Annotated in this window: 22 protein-coding genes; 4 read left to right on the top strand and 18 right to left on the bottom strand. The window is 36.1% G+C overall.

Features of this window, described 5'->3' with window-relative positions; all coding sequences use genetic code 11:
* Positions 1-59 precede the first annotated feature (59 nt).
* Together MWU65_RS09955 and MWU65_RS09950 are read right to left on the bottom strand one after the other, a co-directional pair.
* Positions 60-1,073 carry a DUF3500 domain-containing protein gene (locus tag MWU65_RS09955; RefSeq protein ID WP_247077517.1) on the bottom strand — a complete coding sequence of 338 codons (1,014 nt, stop codon included), beginning with the start codon at positions 1,071-1,073 and terminating at the stop codon, positions 60-62.
* 38 nt (positions 1,074-1,111) lie between these two features.
* Positions 1,112-2,608 (bottom strand): pyridoxal-dependent decarboxylase, encoded by a 1,497-nt coding sequence (locus tag MWU65_RS09950; protein ID WP_247077515.1) that lies wholly within the window; start codon positions 2,606-2,608, stop codon positions 1,112-1,114.
* Positions 2,609-2,969: 361 nt separating this feature from the next.
* Here MWU65_RS09950 and MWU65_RS09945 point away from each other — a divergent pair, with 361 nt between their 5' ends.
* Complete coding sequence (locus MWU65_RS09945) at positions 2,970-4,889, top strand: lectin-like protein (RefSeq protein WP_247077512.1); 1,920 nt, start codon at positions 2,970-2,972, stop codon at positions 4,887-4,889.
* 58 nt (positions 4,890-4,947) lie between these two features.
* Here MWU65_RS09945 and MWU65_RS09940 read toward each other — a convergent pair whose 3' ends face one another.
* Both MWU65_RS09940 and dinB read right to left on the bottom strand, forming a co-directional pair.
* The gene (locus MWU65_RS09940; RefSeq protein WP_247077510.1) at positions 4,948-5,586 is read right to left on the bottom strand and encodes a peroxiredoxin; all 639 of its coding nucleotides are present in this window, start codon (positions 5,584-5,586) and stop codon (positions 4,948-4,950) included.
* A 104-nt stretch (positions 5,587-5,690) separates the two neighbouring features.
* The gene (gene dinB / locus MWU65_RS09935; RefSeq protein WP_247077507.1) at positions 5,691-6,788 is read right to left on the bottom strand and encodes a DNA polymerase IV; all 1,098 of its coding nucleotides are present in this window, start codon (positions 6,786-6,788) and stop codon (positions 5,691-5,693) included.
* Between the two features lie 24 nt (positions 6,789-6,812).
* Here dinB and MWU65_RS09930 point away from each other — a divergent pair, with 24 nt between their 5' ends.
* A complete protein-coding gene (locus tag MWU65_RS09930; protein WP_348646030.1) occupies positions 6,813-7,505 on the top strand; it encodes a nucleoside-diphosphate sugar epimerase in 693 nt (230 codons plus the stop codon).
* On the top strand, positions 7,486-7,956 hold the full coding sequence (locus MWU65_RS09925; RefSeq protein WP_247077505.1) for a CYTH domain-containing protein: 471 nt from the start codon (positions 7,486-7,488) through the stop codon (positions 7,954-7,956). Before MWU65_RS09930 ends, MWU65_RS09925 begins: the two co-directional genes overlap by 20 nt.
* Before the next feature lie 90 nt (positions 7,957-8,046).
* On the opposite strand, the gene rimK is transcribed toward MWU65_RS09925, so the two are convergent.
* The 14 genes from rimK to MWU65_RS09855 form a co-directional block, all read right to left on the bottom strand.
* Positions 8,047-9,438, bottom strand: coding sequence for a 30S ribosomal protein S6--L-glutamate ligase (rimK, locus tag MWU65_RS09920; RefSeq protein WP_247077503.1), 1,392 nt, complete (start codon positions 9,436-9,438; stop codon positions 8,047-8,049).
* 146 nt (positions 9,439-9,584) lie between these two features.
* Positions 9,585-9,980, bottom strand: a complete 396-nt coding sequence (locus MWU65_RS09915; RefSeq protein ID WP_247077500.1) for a hypothetical protein — start codon at positions 9,978-9,980, stop codon at positions 9,585-9,587.
* Between the two features lie 26 nt (positions 9,981-10,006).
* Complete coding sequence (gene pheS, locus MWU65_RS09910; protein WP_247077498.1) at positions 10,007-11,026, bottom strand: phenylalanine--tRNA ligase subunit alpha; 1,020 nt, start codon at positions 11,024-11,026, stop codon at positions 10,007-10,009.
* An 83-nt stretch (positions 11,027-11,109) separates the two neighbouring features.
* The gene (locus MWU65_RS09905; RefSeq protein ID WP_247077496.1) at positions 11,110-12,981 is read right to left on the bottom strand and encodes a SulP family inorganic anion transporter; all 1,872 of its coding nucleotides are present in this window, start codon (positions 12,979-12,981) and stop codon (positions 11,110-11,112) included.
* A gap of 87 nt (positions 12,982-13,068) precedes the next feature.
* The gene (locus tag MWU65_RS09900; RefSeq protein ID WP_247077493.1) at positions 13,069-13,695 is read right to left on the bottom strand and encodes a carbonic anhydrase; all 627 of its coding nucleotides are present in this window, start codon (positions 13,693-13,695) and stop codon (positions 13,069-13,071) included.
* A gap of 179 nt (positions 13,696-13,874) precedes the next feature.
* Entirely contained in the window at positions 13,875-14,174 is a 300-nt protein-coding gene (locus MWU65_RS09895; RefSeq protein WP_247077490.1) for a hypothetical protein, read from the bottom strand.
* 65 nt (positions 14,175-14,239) lie between these two features.
* Positions 14,240-14,995: a tetratricopeptide repeat protein gene (locus tag MWU65_RS09890; RefSeq protein ID WP_247077488.1), complete on the bottom strand. Its 756-nt coding sequence runs from the start codon at positions 14,993-14,995 to the stop codon at positions 14,240-14,242.
* 3 nt (positions 14,996-14,998) lie between these two features.
* The gene (locus MWU65_RS09885; RefSeq protein ID WP_247077485.1) at positions 14,999-16,774 is read right to left on the bottom strand and encodes a BatD family protein; all 1,776 of its coding nucleotides are present in this window, start codon (positions 16,772-16,774) and stop codon (positions 14,999-15,001) included.
* Between the two features lie 6 nt (positions 16,775-16,780).
* Complete coding sequence (locus tag MWU65_RS09880; protein WP_247077481.1) at positions 16,781-17,647, bottom strand: tetratricopeptide repeat protein; 867 nt, start codon at positions 17,645-17,647, stop codon at positions 16,781-16,783.
* Between the two features lies 1 nt (position 17,648).
* Complete coding sequence (locus MWU65_RS09875; RefSeq protein ID WP_247077478.1) at positions 17,649-18,695, bottom strand: VWA domain-containing protein; 1,047 nt, start codon at positions 18,693-18,695, stop codon at positions 17,649-17,651.
* Positions 18,696-18,710: 15 nt separating this feature from the next.
* The gene (locus MWU65_RS09870; RefSeq protein WP_247077475.1) at positions 18,711-19,709 is read right to left on the bottom strand and encodes a VWA domain-containing protein; all 999 of its coding nucleotides are present in this window, start codon (positions 19,707-19,709) and stop codon (positions 18,711-18,713) included.
* Positions 19,710-21,371 carry a BatD family protein gene (locus MWU65_RS09865; protein WP_247077473.1) on the bottom strand — a complete coding sequence of 554 codons (1,662 nt, stop codon included), beginning with the start codon at positions 21,369-21,371 and terminating at the stop codon, positions 19,710-19,712. It lies immediately after the preceding gene.
* The gene (locus MWU65_RS09860) at positions 21,371-22,237 is read right to left on the bottom strand and encodes a DUF58 domain-containing protein (RefSeq protein ID WP_247077470.1); all 867 of its coding nucleotides are present in this window, start codon (positions 22,235-22,237) and stop codon (positions 21,371-21,373) included. The genes MWU65_RS09865 and MWU65_RS09860 overlap by 1 nt, the downstream gene beginning before the upstream one ends.
* A 79-nt stretch (positions 22,238-22,316) precedes the next feature.
* A complete protein-coding gene (locus MWU65_RS09855) occupies positions 22,317-23,318 on the bottom strand; it encodes a MoxR family ATPase (RefSeq protein ID WP_247077469.1) in 1,002 nt (333 codons plus the stop codon).
* 160 nt (positions 23,319-23,478) lie between these two features.
* Here MWU65_RS09855 and MWU65_RS09850 point away from each other — a divergent pair, with 160 nt between their 5' ends.
* Positions 23,479-24,354, top strand: a complete 876-nt coding sequence (locus MWU65_RS09850) for an aldo/keto reductase (protein ID WP_247077466.1) — start codon at positions 23,479-23,481, stop codon at positions 24,352-24,354.
* The last annotated feature ends 8 nt before the right edge of the window (positions 24,355-24,362 follow it).

Raw genomic sequence — 24,362 nt, 5'->3', positions numbered from 1 at the left:
TTTCCTTGGGTGTAACCGCAAACCTGTTTATTTTCAAAATTAACGTTTAAAGGTTCTCATTAATCGTTGTGTTTATGGGAGTTTTTGTAGTGTTCTTGTATTAAATCTCGGCCAAAATCACCGTTAAAATCCCTCCAAACGGTGTGTATATGATTGGCATTGTTTTGGGTGTTATCAAATTCAATCAGAAACGCTTTTCCTTGAACCCTGTAATAATGTGGCTTGTTTAAAGTTGTAGAACCAGCCCATCCAAATTTAACTTCGTCATAGTTTTCTTTTTTTATCTTGTCCCTTCTTTCCTTTGCTAAGTGCACAGGCATACTGGATAGATATTCATCAATTAAGGCTTGTAAAAGACGCTTTTGTGCGGTATTTAATTCGCTTATAGCAATTCCAACCTCTTGTAATGGTTTAACAACAGAGGCGTTTGAAGTTACAATTTCTGGGAAGGCCTTTTCTTGAAATATGGCTTTTGTTTTTTGGGTGTCAGTAAAAGATTGGATTAATTCCAAGGCAATATCTTCTTCTTCTTTTAAAACGCGTTCCCCTTTGTGCTTCCCTATTTCAACAGTGCCAGGATTGGCGCCCATAAACCTAGGGGCAATGGATATTTTATTGGCAACATTTGAGAAATTTAAAGACAGATGATGGCCTTCAAAAGACCATGCCCATACACTATCTTTTTCAGGGTCTCCATAAAATGCAATAAAGTATATTTCGGGATTGCGGTATGTAGGGTCGCCTCCCATTTCTACAAGTACATTTTCTAATGCAATAATGCGTATGGCTTTATCATATCCCGTTGCGCTAAGATTGTCTTTGAGTAATATTGAAAATAATTCTTTCTGTTTGGTATTTAAATCACTGAGTTTTAAACCTGCCCTTGGGAAGCTTGCTCCCGGAATAAAATGCCAGGTATTTTTTGTGGTATCCGCGATAGAAAACAAGGCCTGTGCTCTTTGTTCCTTGTCTAAGGAATTTATAAATTGAATGGCCTTATCATTCTCTGCCGGTAGAAAAGCATATAAAAAGCCCAAAATTATAAGTGTGATAAATAGTACTATTTTTTTCATCAAGTTTTAATTAAGTGTAGCGCTAGGCTAAAGTGAATTTATAAATTCTTGGTGGTGGCCACTTGGGATTGTTTTAGATGCACTTTTTTTCCTACTCTTACTACAATTTCAACAATTTCCATAATGTCCTTTTTAGAGGTTCTAAAATTCACAACACAAGCCCTTAAACAATAGCGTTCATTTACGATGGCGTTAGATAAAAAGACTTCACCCCCAGTTTGTAAGGTGTTCAATAGTTCTTCATTTAATGCATTGAGATAGGTGTTATTTTTAGTATGTGTTATTGGCACATACCTAAAAGTGGTAATGCTTAAATTTTGTGTTACTGCTTCTAATTCTGGGTGTTTGTCAGCTATCTCAAACAATATTTCAGAGAGTTCAATATCTTCTCCAATTAATTTTTCATATCCACTTCTACCCAGCTGTTGTAGGCCTAACCATACTTTTAATGCTCTAAAACCACGAGAATTTTGAAATCCATACTCGTAAAAGTTTTGTGCAATATCGCCTTCATTGGTGCTAAAGTTATAATATTCTGGATGTGAACTATAGGTGTCTATTAAATACTGGGGATTTTTTACCAAGGTACATCCTGCTTCTAACGGACTATACAACCATTTGTGAGGATCTAGGGCAATGGAATCTGCTTCGTGAAGGCCGTCAAACATATGTTTTAATTTTGGAATTATCGCGGCAGGTGCCCCATAAGCGCCATCGATATGGAACCATAAATTATAGGTTTTGCAAATACTAGATATCGCTTTTAAATTGTCTACAACCCCAGTACTTACGTCGCCAGCAGTACCTACTACCATAAGCGGGATGCATGCGTTTTCTATATCCTTCTTTACGGTAGCTTCTAAAACTGTGATATCCATTTTATTGGATGCATCCGTTGGTATCCAACGAATAGAATTGGTACCTAGCCCAAATAATACTGTAGCTTTTTCTATCCAGGTATGAGTAGATTTAGAACAGTAAACAGTAAGTTTTTGGGTTGAATTTTGAATGCCATCTTCCTTAATGCTCTTGGGTGCTTTGGCTGTTCTTGCGGCTAAGAAAGCTGTAAAATTCGCCATATTACCGCCACTTACTAGGATACCGCCATAGTCTGGGGTGAGGCCAATAAATTCGGATAACCAGCGTACAGTTTGTTTTTCTATTTCAGTAGCAATAGGACTTAAAATGTGTGCGCCTACATTTGGGTTCACAGAAGCCGCTAGTAAATCGGCTAATCCTCCAATTGGAGCGGCCGACGATGTTATATAACCTAAAAATTTAGGATGCCCGTTAAGCAAGGAATGATTGAATAATAAATTGGTTGTTTTCGAAAGTAGGTCGCTAGCAGATTTGCCATTTTCTGGGAAGGAATGGTCGCCCAATAGGTGTTGCAAATCCTTTGGACTGTCATTAGGGGTAACAGCTCTTTGGGCTATGGTACCCATAAAATTAGAAATTTCATCAATTAATTGGTAGCCAATTTTTCGAAACTCCTCTTGATGCATTGCTATTGGTGATTTCCTCATATTAGACATACCCTTGATTTTTATATTAGTTTTTAAACTATTGATTATGAATAGATTTGGTTTTTTGTTCCTCTAATGTAGGAAATAAAAACCAAATCTATGGCGTTAGTATTCCTTTGTTAAACGGGCTAAAAAGCGAATTAAAGCTAGGTATTTTGATACTGCTAAGGTTGGTGGGTTAGTACACAATCCAATTTTTGAAAAAGTTGCATTACTTTTTTATCAATTTCTTGTTTTCACCGCTATTCTTTTGACGTACACAACAATTATTAGAATTTTACAACTGTGCTGTATATTTTTACAAGTTAGTATTCTGAATATTATGATGAACTCCAATACTGCTAAAATAGTTTTATTTTTATTTTTTATTATGGCATTTTCCTATGGTCAAGATACCTATATCGATAATTTTAATTCGGTCCGCTATGATAGGAACAATGGCACAGAGAACTGGTCTACCAATTGGATAGAAACCAATGATGATGGTGATTCTGATGATGGTGAGATTTATATTGAGGATAATCGTTTAACCTTCAATAAAACAGAGGTAAATACGAGTATTAAAAGAAGTGCAGATATATCGGCGGCAACCTCGGCAACCTTGTCTTTTAATTGGGAAACTGAAGAATTAGACGATAAACGTGAGATCACCATTCAAATATCTTCAAACGGAAGTTCTTATACAACCCTATGGGTTCTTACAGGAGAGTCCTCTGGTTTTTTTAGCCAAGATATTAGCGCTTATATTGGAACCAATACCACTGTAAGATTTATAAACGATGGGGAAAAAAAATTGAAAAATAAGGGTTACGCTTTTGTCGATAATTTAAAAATAGAGACGGTAGTTATGGTGAGCAATGCACCACCCATGATCACGGCCACTGGCGACCAATCTTATTGCCCTGGAAGCGCTATACCCGTAGTAGAGACCATAAGCATTACTGATTCTGATGATACCACCGCCTCGGAGGTTTCAATTCAAATTTCATCGGGTTATGTAAGTGGAGAAGATCTTTTAACCCTAACAGGATCGCACCCTAGTATAAGTGCTAACTGGAGTGCCTCTGAGGGTAAATTAACCTTAACAGGGCCGGCTACCTATACCGCTTTTGAGGCAGCTATCAGTGCAGTAGAATATTCTAGCAGCGGAACCAATCCGTCTGGAAGCAAAGATTTTTCTATAACAATAGGAGACCCAAATTATTTACCGGCAACAGACCATTATTATGAATATGTATCAGATGTAGGCATAAGTTGGACAGATGCCCATACAGCGGCCAGCTCAAGAACATATTTTGGGTTACAAGGTTATTTGGCAACCTTAACCTCTCAGGTGGAGGCTGATTTTTCAGGATCACAAGCCACAGGTGTAGGGTGGATTGGTGCTAGTGATGCCGCAAATGAAGGAGATTGGAAATGGATGTCAGGGCCAGAAGCAGGAGATTCCTTTTGGAGCGGTGGAGTTTCCGGCACAGAACTTACCTATGCTTTTTGGAATAATAATGAGCCTAACAATTCAGGGAATGAAGATTATGCGCATATTTCTCACCCCAACGTAAATTCAAATGGTTCCTGGAATGATTTGCCAAACGGAGGTGGCTCTGGTAATTATGAGCCCAAAGGATATGTGGTAGAATACGGTGGTATGCCAGGCGATCCTGTTCTTAATATATCTGCAACCACGAGTATAACTATAGAACCCAGCCCTGTTATAACAAGTACTGTACCCGCCTCTAGATGTGGTGCCGGAAGCGTAGTCTTGGGTGCATCTGCTTCAATTGGAGAGCTAAGATGGTACGCAACTACAAGTGGTGGATCTGTACTGGGTAGTGGGACTAATTTTACAACCCCGACTATTGCCACAACAACGACCTTTTATGTAGCGGCAGAAAATAATGGATGTGCTGCAAGTGCTAGAACAGCAGTTGTAGCTACTATTGATACTGCGGCAGAAATAGATACCCAAGCTACAAACCTCGCTGTTTTTGATGGGGATAACGCTTTGTTTTCCGTAGAAACAAGTAATGCAGATAGCTTTCAATGGCAAGTGAGTACCAATGGCGGTTTAAGTTTTAGTCCTATTACCAATGGGGCAACCTATTCAGGTACACAAACAGAGGATCTTACCGTAAATGCTGCAACTACAGCACAAAACGATTATAGGTATAGAGTTTTGGTTTCTAGTACTACTTCCTCTTGTCCTGTAGTGGTATCTAGTCAGGCTATCTTAACCGTAAAAGTGAAGACAGTGGTTACTAATAAAAAAATAACCTATAGAATAAAGAAATAGATATTGTATTGCTTTGGCATTGTAGAAACCAAAGCAATACAATATTTTAGTGTAGTACTTAGGCTGTTGGGTCAGGGGTCATCCTTAAGTAAGGCTTAATTTCAGTAACACCTTTCGAAAATATTTTTTTGGCGTCGCTAGTGGCAATAGCAGGACTAACCACTACATCATCACCACTTTTCCAATTGGCAGGCGTTGCTACCTTATGGTAAGCTGTTAGTTGTAAAGAATCAATAACACGTAGTAATTCGTAGAAATTACGTCCTGTAGAAGCAGGGTATGTTAGTGTTAATTTAACCTTTTTGTCATTGCCAATAATAAACACAGAACGAACTGTAAGGTTACTATCTGCGTTTGGATGAATCATATCATACAAGGTAGATACCTTTTTATTTTCATCTGCAATTATCGGAAAATTAACGGTGGTATTTTGTACCTCGTTGATGTCTTTGATCCATTCCCTATGAGACTCCGCACCGTCAACACTCAGTGCTATCATTTTTACATTACGTTTGTCAAACTCATCTTTAAATTTAGCGGCAGTTCCTAATTCTGTAGTACAAACTGGTGTAAAATCTGCAGGATGTGAGAAAAGTATTCCCCAACTATCCCCTAAGTAATCGTATAAATTTATTGTTCCAATAGAACTATCTGCCGTAAAATTTGGGGCTTCATCACCCAATCTAATTGTTGCCATTCTTTGTGTTTTTAAAATTAGTATTCTACTATACCTACAAATTTAATAGATTAATAAAGAAATACTGTTAAAATAAATTAAACTTTCAGCAGAATTACAGGCCATTAAAAGGCTATTTTTAGTTGTACACTCACGCTTTTTTGCAGGGGCTTTTTTTTATCTTCTGTGTTTAAATTAGATAGTGAAATACCTAATAATCGTACAGAATTTTCTAGTTTTTCTTGGTATAATAAGTCTTTGGCTGTTTCTAAGATGAGCTCTTTGGAAGCAACAAAATAGTGAATGGTTTTACTGCGAGTTTGCAGGGTAAAGTCGCTATACTTAATTTTTAATGTAATTGTTTTTCCTGCAATTTTACTTTTTTTTAATCTGCGTTCTAGTTCTATGGCAATATTCTCTAAGCGTTCTAGCATAAAAACTTCACTGCTAAGATTTTCGTTAAAAGTACGCTCTGCTCCCACAGATTTGGGGATACGGTTTGGCTTTACGGGGCTATGGTGCACACCTCTTACAACATTGTAGTAGTACGCGCCACTTTTACCAAAATGTGCTTCTAAAAACTTGAGCGATTTTTGTTTTAAATCATGCCCTGTAAATATCCCAACTGCATACATTTTATCTGCTGTTACCTTACCAACGCCATAAAATTTTCGAATCTCCAATACTTCCAAAAAAGAGATGATCTCTTCTGGGTTTACCGTTTTCTGTCCGTTTGGCTTGTTGTAGTCACTTGCAATCTTTGCTATAAATTTGTTGATAGATATTCCAGCAGAGGCGGTAAGTCCAAGTTCATCAAAAATACGCTGTCGTATTTCTTTTGCCAATAAGGTTGCAGAAGGGTTTCCTTTTTTGTTAATGGTGACATCCAAATAAGCTTCGTCTAAAGATAAAGGCTCTACCAAGTCCGTATATTCAAAGAAAATGGCTCTTATTTTTTGTGAGATCTCTTTGTACCGATCAAACCTGGGTGGAACAAAAATTAACTCTGGACAATTGCGTTTAGCCATATAACCACTCATGGCAGAACGGACGCCAAATACACGGGCCTCATAGCTTGCCGCGGATACAACACCTCTTTTTTCGGCGCCACCTACAGCCAAAGGTTTTCCCTTTAGTTCAGGATTGTCTAATTGCTCTACGGAAGCATAAAAGGCATCCATATCTATATGAATGATTTTTCGTAATGGGAAATCGGAAACCATACACAAATTTACGGTATATTTAGGATGATGAAAAGTAACGAAAAAACTGCAATAATTTTAGGAGCAACCGGATTAACTGGGGGTATTTTACTTCAACGCCTATTAGCCCATAAATCCTATTCAAAAGTGCTCTTATTTTCTAGATCTAGTAGTGGTATAAGCCATAAAAAATTAGAGGAACATATTATTGATATGCAACAATTACTAGATTATAAAAGTAAATTTGTAGCCAATGATGTTTTTTGTTGTATTGGCACAACAAAGGCAAAAACACCCAATAAGGCGTTGTACAAAAATATAGATTACGGTATTCCTGTGGCCGCAGCCCAATTGTGTAAAGCAAACCATTGCAATACCTTTATTGTAATTTCTGCCTTAGGAGCAAATGCGGGTAGCTCTGTGTTTTACAACAAGGTGAAAGGAGAAATGGAGCAAAAAGTAAGTGAACAAAGAATACCTAAACTTCATATATTACAACCCTCTCTAATCGCTGGAAAAAGAGAAGAAAAAAGAATTGGAGAATGGATAGGAAAAGTATTCATGCGCCTGTTTCGTTTTCTATTTGTTGGAAGGTTCAAAAAATACCGCTCCATTCACCCCAAAACCATTGCAGAGGCTATGGTGTGGCTTGCAAATAATAATTATGACAAAATAATAATTGAATCTGATGAAATTGTACAATTGGTAAGTGATAATAATGGTAGAAATAGAGCGTAAATTTTTGGTAAAAACCAATGCCTACAGGGCAAAAGCAAGCACACAAAAACGAATAGTACAAGGCTTTTTAAATACAGATCCAGAACGTACGGTAAGGGTTAGAATTAAAGGTGAAACTGGATATTTAACGGTAAAAGGAATTTCTAATACCTCTGGGACTTCTCGCTTTGAATGGGAAAAGGAAATTGCCCAAACGGAAGCCGAACAATTATTAAAAATTTGTGAGCAAGGCGTTATAGATAAAGTACGGTATAATGTAGCGGTGGGGGAACATATTTTTGAGGTAGATGAGTTTTACGGAGATAATGAAGGCCTAATTGTAGCAGAAGTAGAATTACAGACCGAAAATGAACATTTTAAGAAACCTGATTGGTTGGGAGACGAAGTAACCGGAGTGGTAAAATATTACAATTCACAATTAAGTAAAAATCCATATAAGGACTGGAAATAAAGAGAACCCTCCTATTTTAATAGCAGATAGTTTGGTAAAAGTAATCCTAAGGTAAATAGGGCAGCCAAGAAGAATCCGTTGCGCTAGGGATTATTTAGTAGCGTAATTTAGCTTCTTTTCAATAGCGCGTATCATTACATTGGCAATATCTAATCCGGTTGCGTTTTCTATCCCTTCTAAGCCGGGAGAAGAATTTACTTCTAATAACAATGGCCCTTTGTTAGAACGAATGATATCTACCCCAGCAACAGCAAGGTTTAATATTTTAGCAGCTTTTACAGCCAATTTTCGTTCTTCAGCAGTAATTTTTATTAAGGATGCTACCCCACCTTGGTGAATGTTGGCTCTAAATTCGCCTTTTTGTGCTTGGCGCTGAATGGAGGCAACAACTTTACCATTAACCACAAAACAACGGATGTCTTGTCCGTTTGCCTCTTTAATAAACTCTTGCACCAAGATATTGGTTTGCACACTTTTAAAAGCGTTTATAACACTTTCAGCGGCCTTGGTGGTTTCTGCTAATACAACACCCTTACCCTGTGTACTTTCTAATAATTTAATAATTAAAGGCGCCCCATTAACCATTCTGATAAGGTCCTTGGTGTCCATAGGTGATTTTGCAAAACCTGTAATAGGAATATTGATGTCGTTTTTGGAGAATAATTGTGATGCAAATAATTTATCTCTAGACTGTGTTATTGCCTCAGCTGTATTTAAACAGTACACTCCAAGATTGGCAAATTGCCGAATTAAGGCACAACCATAAAAGGTAACAGAAGGTTTAATTCTTGGAATAACCGCATCAAATTTATTTAAGACATTACCGCCCCTATATCGTATTTCTGGAGAGACAGCATCTAATTTCATATAGGCATTTTCAACATTTAAAAAAACCACTTCATGACCTTTTGCTTCCCCTGCTTCTATAATTCTTTTATTGCTATATAATTCTGGATTGCTAGCTAATAAAGCAATTCGTAATCCAGATTTTTCTACCAACTGTGTTGCGTATTTTTTATTTATTTCTAGGTCCGAAAAATTTTTAATGATGTAACTTTCTGCAGGGTTCACGATATAACGTTTGTTTAAAGCCTCGCGCCCTAACAACATGCGAAATTCCATAGTATCCCTATTGGCTAGGGTTAGCTCAACCTTATATTTGTCGTTCCCTAATGTCATGGTCGTACTAACAACCAATCGTTCTTCCGAAATACCCAAGGAACTCTTTACCGTTCTGCGGTCAATTAATTTGGCTTCACATACAATGGTAACATTGCGATTGTCCTGCAATGGATTTACTTCAAAAGCAACCCACTCTTCGCCCCCTTTGTTATATACTTTGGCATTGTTTGCTTGTATTGATGATGTTTTGGCACCAGAATCTACTCTGGCTTTTATGGCTGGGATTCCCAATTCTTCAAAAACGCACCATTCTTCTCCTCCAATAATTTTTAATTCCTTAGGTGTTGTAGTCTTGCTCATAAGTGGTAAACATCAATTTAAAAAATGCGAATGTATAAAAAAGATTAAGGATTCTCACATGGAGGGCTTATTTCCCCAAACCTTTGTCTAATAATTTAAAAATTATAGGTAATTAATACCCGTTGATTTGTCCTAAGATACTTGATTTATTCCACTAAAATGCCTTCTTTCTCTAGTATAGGAATGAAAGTCATGTTATTTTCTAAAACGCTGTTCTTTTTAAAAATATAATTTTTCTCATAGAGTTTGTCGCCTGCAAAAAAGGTCACATAAAATACATTGTTTAACTGCAGTACATCATCTGGAACCAATTCTATTTTAGCACATGATTTAGCCGCTAATGTACCAAGACTGTGCCGCATAGTAGACGTTTTTCTGTCGTCATCATAGCCTTTAGATACAACAAGGACCATATCTATGGCGGTAGTTTTATGATTTATAATATAAGCGTTCCAGTCCTTTCCTGAAAATGTTTCATCCCATTCCTGTGCCAGAGCTATGGCTACGTCCTTTACAATCGGGATTTCAATATCTTTCTTCATGGGGTTACAGCCTACTTTGGCTTCTTTTAAAAAGCACTTTTAAATTGTTCTAAAAAACGAACATCATTTTCACTTAACAAACGAATATCGGTGATCTGATGCAATAACATAGCAATACGGTCTATACCAACACCAAAGGCAAACCCGGAATATATTTCTGGGTCAATACCACAATTTGTAAGTACATTAGGATCTACCATTCCACAACCACCAATTTCTAACCAACCGGTACCTTTGGTGATTTTATAATCAGATTCTGTTTCTAAACCCCAATAAACATCTACTTCGGCACTAGGTTCCGTAAACGGAAAGTAAGAAGGGCGTAAGCGAATTTTAGATTTCCCGAACAATTCAGTTGTAAAGAATTGAAGGGTTTGCTTTAAATCAGCAAAAGAAACGTCTTTGTCTATATACAATCCTTCAATTTGATGAAAAAAGCAATGTGAACGAGCAGATATTGCCTCGTTTCTATAAACACGACCTGGAGAAATGGTGCGTATAGGCGGCTTATTGTTTTCCATATAGCGCACCTGAACAGAAGAGGTATGGGTTCGCAATAAAACGTCCGGATTTGTTTGTACAAAAAAGGTGTCTTGCATATCTCTGGCAGGGTGGTGCTCTGGTAAATTTAAAGCTGTAAAATTATGCCAATCATCTTCAATTTCTGGGCCTTCGGATACATTAAAACCGATGCGTGAAAATATATCTATAATTTGATTTTTTACAATGGATATGGGATGTCTAGCTCCTAAGGATAACGATTGGCCTGGACGCGTTAAATCACCGTAAATAGAATCACTGGCAGTTGCACTACCCAAAGAACCTTTTAAGGTATTCACTTTGTCTGTTGCCGCTTGTTTTAGCTGATTTATGGATTGTCCAAATTCCTTTTTTTGTTCATTAGGAACATTTTTAAATTCAGTAAAAAAATCATTTAATAATCCTTTTTTACCTAAATATTTAATTCTAAAACTTTCTATTGCTTCAATATCGGTAGCTGTAAACTCAGCAACTTCGGCAATCTGTTTTTTTATTTCGTCTATCATAACATACAAAAAATCCAATACGGGGCAAATTTAGCAATTATTCCCCGTATTGGATTGTATTAATTAATCTTTTACTGCGACTACTATAACTCGCTAACGTCTTTTACATTTTCTTTTACCCATGCAACAGCTGCATCAAAAGTACCAAATATGTGTTCTTTTGGTATTAAATCTGGAATAATATCAATACGTTCCATCATATAAGCAGGTTGCTTTAAAAGACCAACAAAAAGTACATTTATATTGTTCTTTTTAAGATCTACCAAAACATCTTCCATCGCATACAAACCGGATTGATCCATGTATTGCATTCTTCCCATTCTAATAATTACAGTAGAAGCGGTATCAGGGATCTGTTTTGCAAGTTGTTGAAAATCACTTGTAGACCCAAAGAATAACGGACCTTTAATGTGTTTAATAAAAACTTCTTCTTTTAATTTTGTAGGAAAATTGGCTTCATCTGTCCAAGCTTTTTCTTTGAGTAAGGATTTAACATCAGATCGACCTGCGGTTAAGTCACCTATTTTTTTCATAAACATAAGAGACGAAATTATTAGTCCAATTCCAACGGCATAAACAAGATTCCAAATAGAAGAAAGTACCATAACTACGAGCATAATTACAACTTCAGAACTTATTTTAAAAGGTCCAATTTTAAAGTCGCGCGGTAAACTAGGTATCGCTTTTAAGCCTTTGTAATCCATAACTCCGATACCAACAGTTATTAGTATACCTGCTAAAACAGCAGCTGGAATTTGTGAAGCTATTGGGCCAAGAGCCAACAGAACTACCAGTAGCATTAAACCAGCTACCATACCAGATAGTTTAGTTTTTCCGCCAGAGTTAATATTTACCACAGTTCGGATGGTTGCACCAGCTCCTGGTATTCCTCCAAAGAAAGCAGCAATACTATTGCCAATACCTTGTCCAACTAATTCTTTATTAGGGTTGTGTTTGGTCTTAGTCATATTGTCTGCCACCACGGACGTTAACAAAGAATCTATAGCTCCAAGCAGGGCCAATGTTAGTGCAGTAAATATGTAGGGGGTTATTGCAGTTACACTAAAATTTGTAAATATTTCTAGGTTAGGAACAGGAATTCCTCCGGGAATTTCTTCAATAGGTCTGTAATCTAAACCAAAGCCATAGGCAACTCCAGAGACCACGAGAAGTGCTACTAAGGTGCTTGGTACTACTGTGGTTATTCGTTTAAACCCATAAATGATAAAAATCGTTGCAAAAGCCAGAATGACTTCAAGCCATTTTATGTTTTCCAATGCCATTGGCAAAACTTTAATTGCTCCTAAAACGCCAGAAGCTTCTTTAGCAGCTAAAGTTTTAGCTTCTTTCATCATATCATCTTCTGAAATGGCATTGGCTCTCTTAATGGTTTCTTGAAAATCTTCTAAAACCAAAATACCTTCTCCAGCTTCTTCTTTAAGAATATTTTGAAGTATAATTTCTTCTGCTTCGGGTTTAAATTGATTTACGAGCCCCGTATCCTCTTTTGGATAATAGCCTAAGGCTGGTAATATTTGTGTTATCAAAATAATGACTCCAATGGCTGTCATAAAACCAGAAACTACGGGGTAAGGTATGTATTTTATGTACTTTCCCATGCCCAAAAGTCCAAGACCTACTTGCATAATTCCGGCCAAAAGAAAAACGGATAAAATATAAGGTAATGCTTTTTCAATATTACCATCATGAACAGCAACAATACCAGCTATTACAACCATACTTACGGCAGTCATTGGTGCTGTAGGGCCAGATATTTGTGTGTTGGTTCCCCCGAAAATGGCTGCGAAAAAACTAATAAAAATAGCGCCATAAAGCCCTGCAGCAGGACCTAGGCCAGAACTAACTCCAAAAGCTAATGCTAAGGGGAGAGCCACAATTCCAGCAGTAATACCGCCAAAGACATCGCCTTTAACATTAGTAAAAATATTTTTCATAAATAAGTAATTTTAAAGTGATTAAAAAAATAAAGTCGTTAATTAAGAACTACTTTTTTAAGTAAATTAGAAAGAGGTTCTTAAGACCTAATCTAGATGGTAAATTTCCATAATATTATCAAGGATGCCCTCAAAATCTATTTTTAGATCAATCAGTTTACCTGTGTGTATGTCAAAGACCCAACCATGCACTTTAAGTCCACGGTCTCTAAAAGCCTTTTGTACGTCGGCTGTTTTAATTAAATTAATACATTGTTCTTGAACATTTAATTCAACCAATCTGTCGTATTTTGAATTCTCATCCTGTATGTTATTTAATTCATCATTGTGAATTCTATAGACATCCCGGATATTTCTTAACCAAGGGTTTAATATTCCTAAATCTGCAGATTGCATCGCAGCTTTTACACCGCCACAAGAATAGTGACCGCAAACTACAATATGTTTAACTTTTAGGTGCTGTACCGCATAATTCACTACAGACATGGCATTTAAATCGGTTCCAATAACCATATTGGCTATGTTTCGGTGAACAAAAACTTCACCAGGGCCAAGTCCCATTAAATCTTCTGCGGTTACACGACTGTCTGAGCAACCAATATATAATAATTCTGGATTTTGACCTTCACCCATTTCTTTAAAGAAATTAGCATTGGTGGAAAGTTTGTTTTGAATCCACTTTTCATTATTTTTAAAAACGTTTTTTAAGATCATAATATTTTGTTTTAAAGCGGTGCTTGTTGGGTTTATCTATTATTTAAGTATATACGTATGGTGGTTAATGTGCATCATTTCAACAAAAATGAGCACCAAAAAATACAAGTACATACTTAAATTTATTTTTTTGATAAAAAAGTTCAATTTTAAAATTGAAGGATGATGAAAACTAAGCTTTAAGAAGCCAAGGTATGTTTAGGAGGAGGTAAAAACACGTCCATATAAATACTGTTGGGTGCAATATCTGGACTAAAAGTAAAACTCTTTGCTATTTTTATTCCTGTATAGGTTAAAAAATAAGAGTATTTAGAAATAAACTTTTGCACCTCACCTCTTAATTTTACTTCTTTTTCTTCTTCCTCTAGTACATTTCCTATGTTTAACACCTTTTCATCGTCTAATAATAGAGCAATGGCAGGTACTGTAAACGTAGCAGAAAGAGCTAATGTAAAAAGTAGTGCAAAAAATATTTTCATTCTTTGAATTGGGTAATTTGTACAAATATAATGGATAGTCTTATTAATTTAATGCAGCCAGCTAGTTAATTTTTAATTAATTTAATGGCATTAGCCGATATCCATCCACTTTTACCGTCTGCTAATTTAATTTTATACCGGTCATTTAAGCTGTCTAATACTTGCACTTTTGTACCCTCATGTAGTCTAAATACTTCTTGACTTCTGTTGTTGGGTTCTGCTTGTACAACAGATTCTTCTTCAAAAACAATGGCAGGCTTATCTTGTTTAAAATCGGAATAATTTAAATAAGCAGCTGTCATTGCAAGTAGGGATAAAAACAAACAACCTAAACTAACAATAAAGGCAATTCTTTTTTTGGTTGCAGAGTGAAAGTTGCGAAATGAGATATATGTAATTACAAATAAGAGCATTAAGGCTACATTGATATAAGCCCATTGGTCAAAAGTATAATAGGCAGTAACCTTTTTGTATAAACTTTTAAAACTTGTTTCTGGAAGATCTTCTATAGCATCTAGCGTCATGTTTTTGGCATAAGCTAGATTGTTCTTAAGTTCTGAATCATTAGGATTTAACAAGAGTGCTTTTTCATAATAATAAATACTAGGAGCTACTTTGTTTAGTTTATAATAGGCATTTCCTAAATTAAAATAAAGCTCAGCAGAATGTTTTCCATTTTCTATTATCTTTAAATAATCTGTAATGGCATCATCAAATTTACCATCATTATAAGCGGTAGTTGCTTTTTGAAATAAGGGTTCGTTTTGAGAAAATCCAAAAGATGAAATCAACAAAACAAGTATAAATAGGGCTTTTCTCATTTGTTAAAATTGTTTATCCATTTGTGATATTACTTCAGCAGCCTTAGTGTAATCTTGTTGCATTTGCACATTGGAAAATGGACTGTAACGTGCCATTTCACAATTCTTTAAGAGGGATAAAAATCCTTCCACGGTATTTGTGTCAACTTCTTTTTCTTGTAATAATATTAAAATTTTGTCCTTACTAAATTCTGAAGTTTCAATCTTAAGTTTCGCTTTTAAATAATTATGCAACGCCTTTTCTAAAGCGATGTAAAAAGCTTCTTTTTTCCCTAAGGTTTTTTTAGCGGCAGATAAGTACTTTCGGGCTAATCGATTTGCTTTTTTAACTTTATTGCCAACTACATCTCTTGCTAAAGCTTCTCTTTTTTTGCCGAAAACAATCGCAATTGGAATGAGCAAAAGGGGCAATAGTAACCATAGGTAATACCCCGTAGATTTAAAGAAATAATTACTACCTATAGCAGTTAAATTGGTTTTAGTTTTAATAAAACTAAATTGTTTACCACTTGTTTCTACTGCTTTTTTTGTTGTGGCGGTAATATCGGTATTGCTAACATTGTTAGATGGGCCTTCTATGACGTTTATCACAACTTCTTGTGAGTTTAACGTATGGTATTTTTCTGTTTTTGGATTAAAATAACTAAAGGATATACTAGGCACTGGATATTTTCCTCTATAGGCAGGGACAACGGTATAACTGTCGCTTACTTTGCCTTCCATACCAGAATAGTTTGTGCTAATTTGCTCATCATGTTCTGGCTCATATACCTCTAAAGAACTCGGTAAATTAAGTTGAGGAAGCTCAAAAAGTTTCAGGTTTCCTTTTCCGCTAACTTCTACCTTTGCCTGTAAGGATTCTGATGCGTTTAGATGTGTTTTAGTTGTAGTAACAAAGAAATTAAAATCTCCTACAGCGCCTGTGAAACTAGTGGGTTTTCCTTCTTCCGGTAGCGCTTTAACTACGATAGATTTACTACCTGCAGAAACTCTTTGATTGGTTTGTGCATAAACCGCTCCACCAAAAAAGTCGCGCCTTTGTGTGGGTACTTGTACCTGAACATCTAAAGATAAGGGCTCTAAAGGAAGGCTTCCTGTTTTCTGAGGGTATAGCACTACTCTTTTTAAGATGACATATCTGTAGGATTTGCCATTAAACGTTCCTTCTTGAGTGGTGTATTTGGTAACTGGCATGTCTTGACTCCAAAAATTATTGTATTTTGGATTGTCTATGGCCTGAAAACCAGAAACTTGTATATCAGGACTAACATACAATTTGTAGACTACGGTTACGGCTTCGTTTAAATAAGGATTCCCTTTAGAAACTTCAGCAACCAGATGCAAGTTTTCAGAAGCAATATCACTAGCAGAAGGTGGGGCATTGGGGTTGGTAACAGCAGCCGTTACATCTACAGTTTTAACTTGGGATTTATACACTTTTCCCTCTATGGAAATTGTTGCTTGGTTAATCGTTAATTTTCCTTGTTTGTTAGGTTGTAAGATATAGGTGTAGGTTAATGAAAATTTACGTTTGCCGTTTATCCAAGACCTGCTTATTGATGTTGAGGGCCCCATTAAAATGGTAAAATCATTAAAATTAGGTGTCGTAAAGTTATCACCATCTTTGTTGGCACTAAATTCTACCTTCAGCCTTTCATTAAGGCCAAGTTTATCTTTACTGAGTTTCACAGTAAATTCTACCTGATCATTATCCTGTGCCGAAGCAGCTAGAATAAAAAATAAGGATATAAAATAGAATATGTATTGCTTAGTTTTCATTGTATACTACCAATCTTTCTCGTTCTTTACTTTGGCGCCTTTCACTTTTTTGGCATCCATTTTTTCTTGAACTTTCTTTTCTTCATTTTGCATAGCCTCTAACAAATTTTTAATTTGTTGTTTCGACAATTGGTTGGGTCTAGGCTGTTTTTGTTCTTCTGGTTTGTCTCCTTGGTCATTGGGTTCTTTTTTATCCTTTTCTTGATCTCCTTTTCCATCTTTTTCATCTTCATTCTTTTGATCCCCTTCGTCTCCTTTGTCTTTCTTGTCTTCCCCGTCTTTCTTCTCGTCGTCCTTGCCTTTGTCGTCTTCTTTATTGTCTCCTTCGTTTTTTTCTTGATCCTTATTTTGATCTTTTTGGTCTTCCTTATTGTCTTGATCCTTGTTTTGATCGTTCTTTTTTTCCTCGTCTTGTTGTTTTTTTAGCAACTCCATTGCCAAGGCCAGGTTGTACCTTGTTTCCTCGTCTGAGGGGTTGTTTCGCAATGCTTGTTTGTATGCCTCCACAGCTTTTTCATACTCCTTATTTTTCATAAACACATTGCCCATATTGTGATATGCTTTGTGTTTGTCTTTCTTGCTAGTGGCTAATTCTCCCGCTTGCTTAAAGCGTCCAAATGCCTCACTATAGGTTTCGTTGTTATAATAGGCATTTCCTAAGTTAAAAGGAGCCGCTGTATTTTCTTCACTTTTTGCAATGGCCTTACGGTAGTTGGCCTCTGCTTGAACAAAATTGTCTTCAGAAAGTTCTTTATTCCCTTCCCAAGTGAGATTTTTAGATGTTGTTAATGCCTTTTTCTGCGCTTTAACGTCTGCCTCTTGTGCATTAGTAAAGCATCCTATTAAAAAAACAAAGTATATTAGTTTTTTCATGTTATTCTACTTCTTTCTCGTTAAATAAATTCAATTTTTGAAGCCATTTTGTTTTCCTTTCTAAAATAAAAATATCTAAAAACAGTAGCAACAATCCGCCGCCTAAAAACCATTGAAATTGGTCTTTATATTCTGCAAATTGCTTGGCTTCAAACTCTGTTTTATCCATTTTATTTAATTGCTCCTTAATATAAGATACAGCATCATCCGTATTGGTGCCATCTATATATTCGCCATTACCATCCTCCGCAATGTTTTCAAGCACACTTTGATTGAGCTTGGTAATAACAACTTCACCTTGTATGTCTTTTTTTAGACTTTCTACCACACCATTTATCTTTATAGGTATTGGTGCGCCTTTTTCTTTACCTACACCAATGGTATAGATGATAATACCTTGGTCTACTGCATTCTCTACGGCATTGGATGTGGATCCTTCTGAGTGATCTTCCCCATCGGAAATAATGAACAACACTCTGTTGGTTTGTTCATCATCATCATAATAGGTAGAAGCAAGGTCTATTGCCTGGTCTATGGCGGTTCCTTGAGAAGACAACATTTCCGTATTCATCCCTTGTAAAAACATTTTTGCAGCACCGTAATCTGTTGTAATGGGCAGTTGTGGGTATGCTTGCCCTGCATATGCTATGATTCCGATACGGTCACTACCCAGTTGGTTGATAATTTCAGAAACCAAACGCTTTGCTTTTTCCAATCGGTTGGGTGCTATATCTTCTGCGAGCATACTTTTAGAAACGTCTACGGCAAATACAATATCTACACCTTCTCTTTTTACAGTCTCTAATTTTGTTCCAATTTTTGGATTGACCAAGCCTATAATTAAGAGCGTAAGACCTAAAAGAACTACAATTAATTTTAAGGTCGATTTAAAAATTGACTTCGTTGGTGTTAAACGCTTCAACAGTGGCAAATCTGCAAACTTCTTTTGTGCACTTTTTTTCCAAATTTGAAGCAATATAAAAATCACTACCATCACTGGAATGATGAATAGTAAATAAAAATATATTTTTTCGTCTATTTGAATCATTTTGTCTTTCTTAATTTAGATAAAACTCCTAAATAATGTATTGCGAACCAACCATTCTAGTAATAACAATATTCCTGCTAAAAGAATTAAGGGTCTAAATTTTTCTTCGTAATTGGTGTATTTAAACTCCTCTATTTCTGTTTTTTCAAGCTTGTTAATTTCATCATAGATTGCTTCAAGCTTTTCATTATCCGTGGCTCTAAAATATTTTCCACCAGAAACCTCGGCAATTTCTTCTAATAATTTTTCATCAATCTCTACCTTTTGCATTCCATATCTAAAAGAGCCATCCGGATTATAGGATACGGGAGATAAAGCATTGCCATTTGTACCTATACCAATAGTATAGGTTTTTATATTGTATTCTACAGCTAAATCTGCGGCCGTTTTAGGTTCTATAAAGCCAGCGTTGTTTACACCGTCTGTTAACAAGATGATGATTTTACTTTTAGAGGTGCTTTCTTTTAAACGGTTAACTGCAGTTGCTAAACCCATACCAATGGCAGTACCATCAGTTAACTGTCCGTAGGTTATATCTCTTAAGGAGGCTAGCACAATAGATTTGTCACTCGTAATTGGTGTTTTGGTATAACTTTCACCAGCATAAGCTACTAGTCCAATTCTATCATTAGGTCTCTTTTTAATAAAATCTGCTGCAACTTTCTTTAGCGCAGACAATCTATCGGGTTTTAAATCCCGTGCCAACATACTAGAAGATACATCTATGGCCATTACAATATCTATCCCTTTGGTTGTTTTTGTTTTGGTTGATACATCTTTGGTTTGTGGCCGTGCCATTGCTGTTATTATAACACCCAAGGCCGTTAAACGCAATACAAATAGTAATGGTTTTAACTTGGGTAGTAAACTAGAGGCTGTAAAACCGTTAATGTTAGAAATTTTTAAAACTGCCGTTTCTTGTTTATTTTTAAAGAAATACCATAGCATAGCCAGTGGCAGAAGCGCCAAAAGCCAAAAAAACTGAGGATTTGCAAAGGTTATATTCTCTAACATTTATTCTGTTTTAACTTCAATTGAATTAAAAATACGGGCTACAATTTGTTCTGCATATACATCTTCTGCCAGCCAAGAAACCAATACTTGTTGTTGAAAGCCTTTGCCACCAAAACTAATAATAGCATACTTGCCATTCACTAATTCTTTAGAATTTGGAACAGCAAACTTTCCTGTGCCATAAGTTTTTAACCCCTTAGTACCAGTAAGGGTTGTAAAATCTTCTTGTTTTGTAGTAATGTTTTTGGCGCCATTGGCTTCAAAACTTTTTAGCATTTGATCTGTGACCTGATTAAAATCTGGTTCTGTTTCTGGATTTGCAAAAGTGGTCGCCGATACACTAACCGTAAATAAACCCATACCACTGCGATAGGCAAACATTTGCAACTCCTTAATACTTTCTTTAGCTTCTGGCGGAAGCGTAATTTGCTGCCTGAGTAGCACTTGAGGTGTTTCTAAAGTAATGGGTGGATATCCATAGGTGCTAGAAACCCATTCTTCTTCTAATAACTCTTTAGTAGGATGACCAAAAACAGTATCCTTTACCGTTGCTAAACCATAGTAAGCAATGGCTGCAGCTGTACTTATAAGGATTGCGCCAAAAAATATCACTGTGGCTATTATCCATTTTTTCTTTTCTTTTTTGAGTGCCAATGCCTCTAGATATTCTTCATTTTCTAACAATTCTTCTTCCGTAGGTTCTGGTAGGGCATCATGGGTTTTTACAACTATTTGTTCAATAAGAGCTCTATCTTGCTCTGCCACAGATGTTTCTGGTTTTTTCTTTGCGAATTTTACTAAATCGGCTGTTTGTAAAACCTTTTTAAACTGTAGAATAGTTTCGTCATCTAGTTTTAACTCCCCAGCATCTTTGAGCAGTTCTAATTTATCGATAAGTTGGTCTGTAGTACTTTCTAGCGCAGAAACATGTGCATCCTCCTCCAAATACAACCGAACAATGGTCGTTAATTCGGAATAATACTCCTTGTATTCGTCTTGAATGATGTATTTGGAATTTTCTAATTTTTTCAACTCTAATAATGCCCGATCATAAGGCGGTAAAAGTGCAATTTTTTCTTCTTCAGTTAATGGTTTTTTACGCAACACAAACCAATAGATGAGTCCAGCCAAAAGTAGAATTCCCCCTAAGATTAACCCTATTTTTAACCATGGTAGATCGGTACTTTTGTCTACAGCAATTAAGGGTTTTATATCGTACATTTTTTGGGCAAATGTATCTACTGCAACCGTTCCTACATTTACCTTTATTGAGTCTGTAAAAAATGCCAATCCGTTGATGTCCAAGCGTTGTTGTGGAATGGTATAGGCCCCAGAATCGAACTGAGTTAAGGCATAAGTGCGTTGAAGGGTAATTCTATTTTGATATTTAGAAGTGTCTATTTTTAAGGCTTCTACCATTTCTAAAGGAGAAAAGGTTTGGTCTTCAGGGAAGATTACCTGTGCGGTAGAATCGGCTTCTACAAGAATAGTATAATTTATTTGTTCCCCGATTCGGATAGCGGTTGTATCAATATTCGCTGTAACCTTTGGTGTCGTTTGAGAATAACCAAAAATGGAGCAGAAAATAAAGAATAGGAAAGCGTATCGTTTGTAAAACGATAGGTTTTTTATACGTTGTAATTTTTTAAATTTTACGATCATTATCCTCTTCGCTTAAAATAACCTAATAGTTTTTTTACGTAGCTTTCATCTACCCTACAACTGAGCACACCACAACCAGATTTGGTAAAGGTTTCTGTAAAATAAGCCACCTTTTCATGGTAGTATTTGCTGTAGGCCTTACGTACTGACTTAGATTGCGTATTTACCAATTTTAAAGCCCCGGTTTCGGCGTCTTGCATTTGTACCATTCCTATGTTTGGAATGCTTTCTTCACGTTCATCAAAAACCCGGATGCCTGTAAGGTCATGTTTTTTTCCAGTGATACGCAATGTTTGTAAGTAATCTTCTGTAATAAAATCTGAAAGCACAAAAACAATAGCTTTCTTTTTCATCACGTTTGTTAAATACTTTAACGCTTCAGATAAATTGGTCTTTGTGCTTTTCGGTTTAAATTCTAAAAGCTCCCTGATAATACGTAGAGCGTGACTTTTTCCTTTTTTTGGTGGAATAAAAAGTTCTACTTCATCAGAAAATAAAATTAAACCCACCTTATCATTATTCTGTAAGGCAGAAAATGCTAATGTCGCAGAAATCTCAGTTATAATTTCGTTCTTAAATTGATTGGTAGTTCCAAAATGTTCGGAGCCACTCACATCCACCATAAGCATCATGGTAAGCTCTCTTTCTTCTTCAAAAACCTTAATATAGGGTTCGTTGTAGCGGGCTGTAACATTCCAATCTATGGCGCGCACATCATCACCAAATTGGTATTGACGTACTTCACTAAACGTCATACCCCTTCCTTTAAAGGTAGAGTGGTATTCCCCACCAAATATATGGTCGGAAAGACGTCTCGTCTTTATCTCAATTTTACGAACTTTTTTAAGTAATTCCTTGGTATCCATTTTTCAGCTTGCATTAATACGTATTCAGGCACAGTTTTTTTGGTAAACTGACAACTGGGACTAATTATTAACGACTGATTTAAGGCACTTCAACTTCGTTTACGATCTTATTAATGATGTCTTCCGAAGTTATGTTTTCAGCTTCAGCTTCGTAGGTAATTCCTATTCTATGTCTAAGAACATCATGTACAACTGCCCTTACATCTTCAGGAATAACATATCCTCTTCGTTTTATAAAAGCATAACATTTGGCTGCTGTGGCAAGATTAATACTTCCACGAGGAGAAGCTCCAAAGCTTATTAGTGGTTTTAATTTTTCTAGGTTGTACTTTTCAGGGTATCGTGTGGCAAATATTAAATCCAAGATGTATTTCTCAATCTTTTCATCCATATACACATCCCTTACTGCTTTTTGAGCATCAATGATTTGCTGTACACTTACAACGGGTTTCACCTCGTCATACGCCCCTTTTAAGTTTTGTCGCATAATTAATTGCTCCTCATTAAACTTAGGATAATCAATTACTGTTTTTAACATAAAACGGTCAACTTGTGCTTCGGGCAGTGGATAAGTACCTTCTTGCTCCACTGGGTTTTGGGTGGCCATTACCAGAAAAGGCTTTTCTAAAATAAAAGTTGTATCCCCAATGGTCACTTGTTTTTCCTGCATAGCTTCTAACAAGGCAGATTGAACCTTTGCTGGCGCCCTATTGATCTCATCAGCCAAAACGAAATTGGCGAAAATTGGTCCTTTTTTAATAGAGAAATCATTCTCTTTCATATTAAAAATCATTGTACCTACCACATCTGCAGGCAAAAGATCTGGTGTAAACTGTATTCTGCTAAATTTGCCTTGAACTGCCTTGGCCAAAGTGTTTATTGCTAATGTTTTTGCCAAACCAGGAACCCCTTCTAACAAGATATGTCCTTGACCTAATAAACCAATTAACAAGCGTTCTACCATATGTCTTTGACCTACAATAACCTTGTTCATCTCTAACATTAGTAGATCGATAAAAGCACTTTCTTTGGCAATCTTCTCATTCACTGCGCTAATATCTACTGTAGTATTTTCTTCCATATATATTTAAAAATTGTTGTGCAAAATATAAAAGTTATTAATAAGATGCAAAATCTAAATTAAATTGCGTTTCTGCTGTTAATAATAGGTTAAATATTATGGAATAGCGGAAGTTTTATGAACTATTTAAGGTTTTTATTTTTTATTTTCACATACTATTATGAAAACAACACAAAAATACTCAAAAATTATAGCGGGTACAATGACTTGGGGAAGTTGGGGTAAAAACTTACAAGAACAAAAAATGGGTGCTTTAATGAACCATTGTGTAGATGTAGGGATTACCACTTTTGATCATGCCGACATTTACGGTGGTTACACAAATGAAGCTATGTTTGGTGCGGCTTTTGCCAACAGTACTATTGCTAGAGAAAAAATACAGATTATAACCAAATGTGGTATTCAGTTTGTCTGCAAAGACCGAGATAATACCATTGGTCATTATCAATATGACAAGGCCTATATTATCGATGCCGTTTATGCATCTATAAAAAATCTGAAAACTGAATATATCGATTTTTTACTGCTGCACAGACCAAGCCCATTAATGCATCCAGAAGAAATAGCAGCAGCCGTCGAAGTGCTTCAAAAAGAAGGTAAAATTATTGATTTTGGGGTTTCTAATTTTACAGCATCACAGATTAAAATGCTGGAAACGGAAATACCCGTTTGTGGCAATCAAATTGAGTTTTCGCTAACGGAACATACAGCAATGTATGACGGCACATTAGATGATTGTATTACAGCCAAAAGAAGGGTAATGGCATGGAGTCCATTGGGTGTTTATTTTAAAGAAGAAAACGAACAAACCCAAAGAATAAAGGCGACCTTAAAAGCACTTGTAAGCAAGTATAATGTTGCCGAAGATCAATTGTTGTTGGCTTGGATTTTGCGACATCCAGCTGTTATATCTCCTGTAATTGGCACCACAACGCCAGAGCGAATACGGGCTGCAGTTCAGGCACAAGAAATTAATTTAGAATTAGAAGATTGGTTTTTGTTATTAAAAGCAAGCCAAGGACATTCGGTTCCATAAAAACAGAA

It is taken from the genome of Cellulophaga sp. F20128 (assembly GCF_023015805.1).
Classification (GTDB): Bacteria; Bacteroidota; Bacteroidia; order Flavobacteriales; family Flavobacteriaceae; genus Cellulophaga.
Note: the sequence above shows the minus strand (reverse complement) of the source record. Positions and strands in the feature narration are given on the sequence as shown.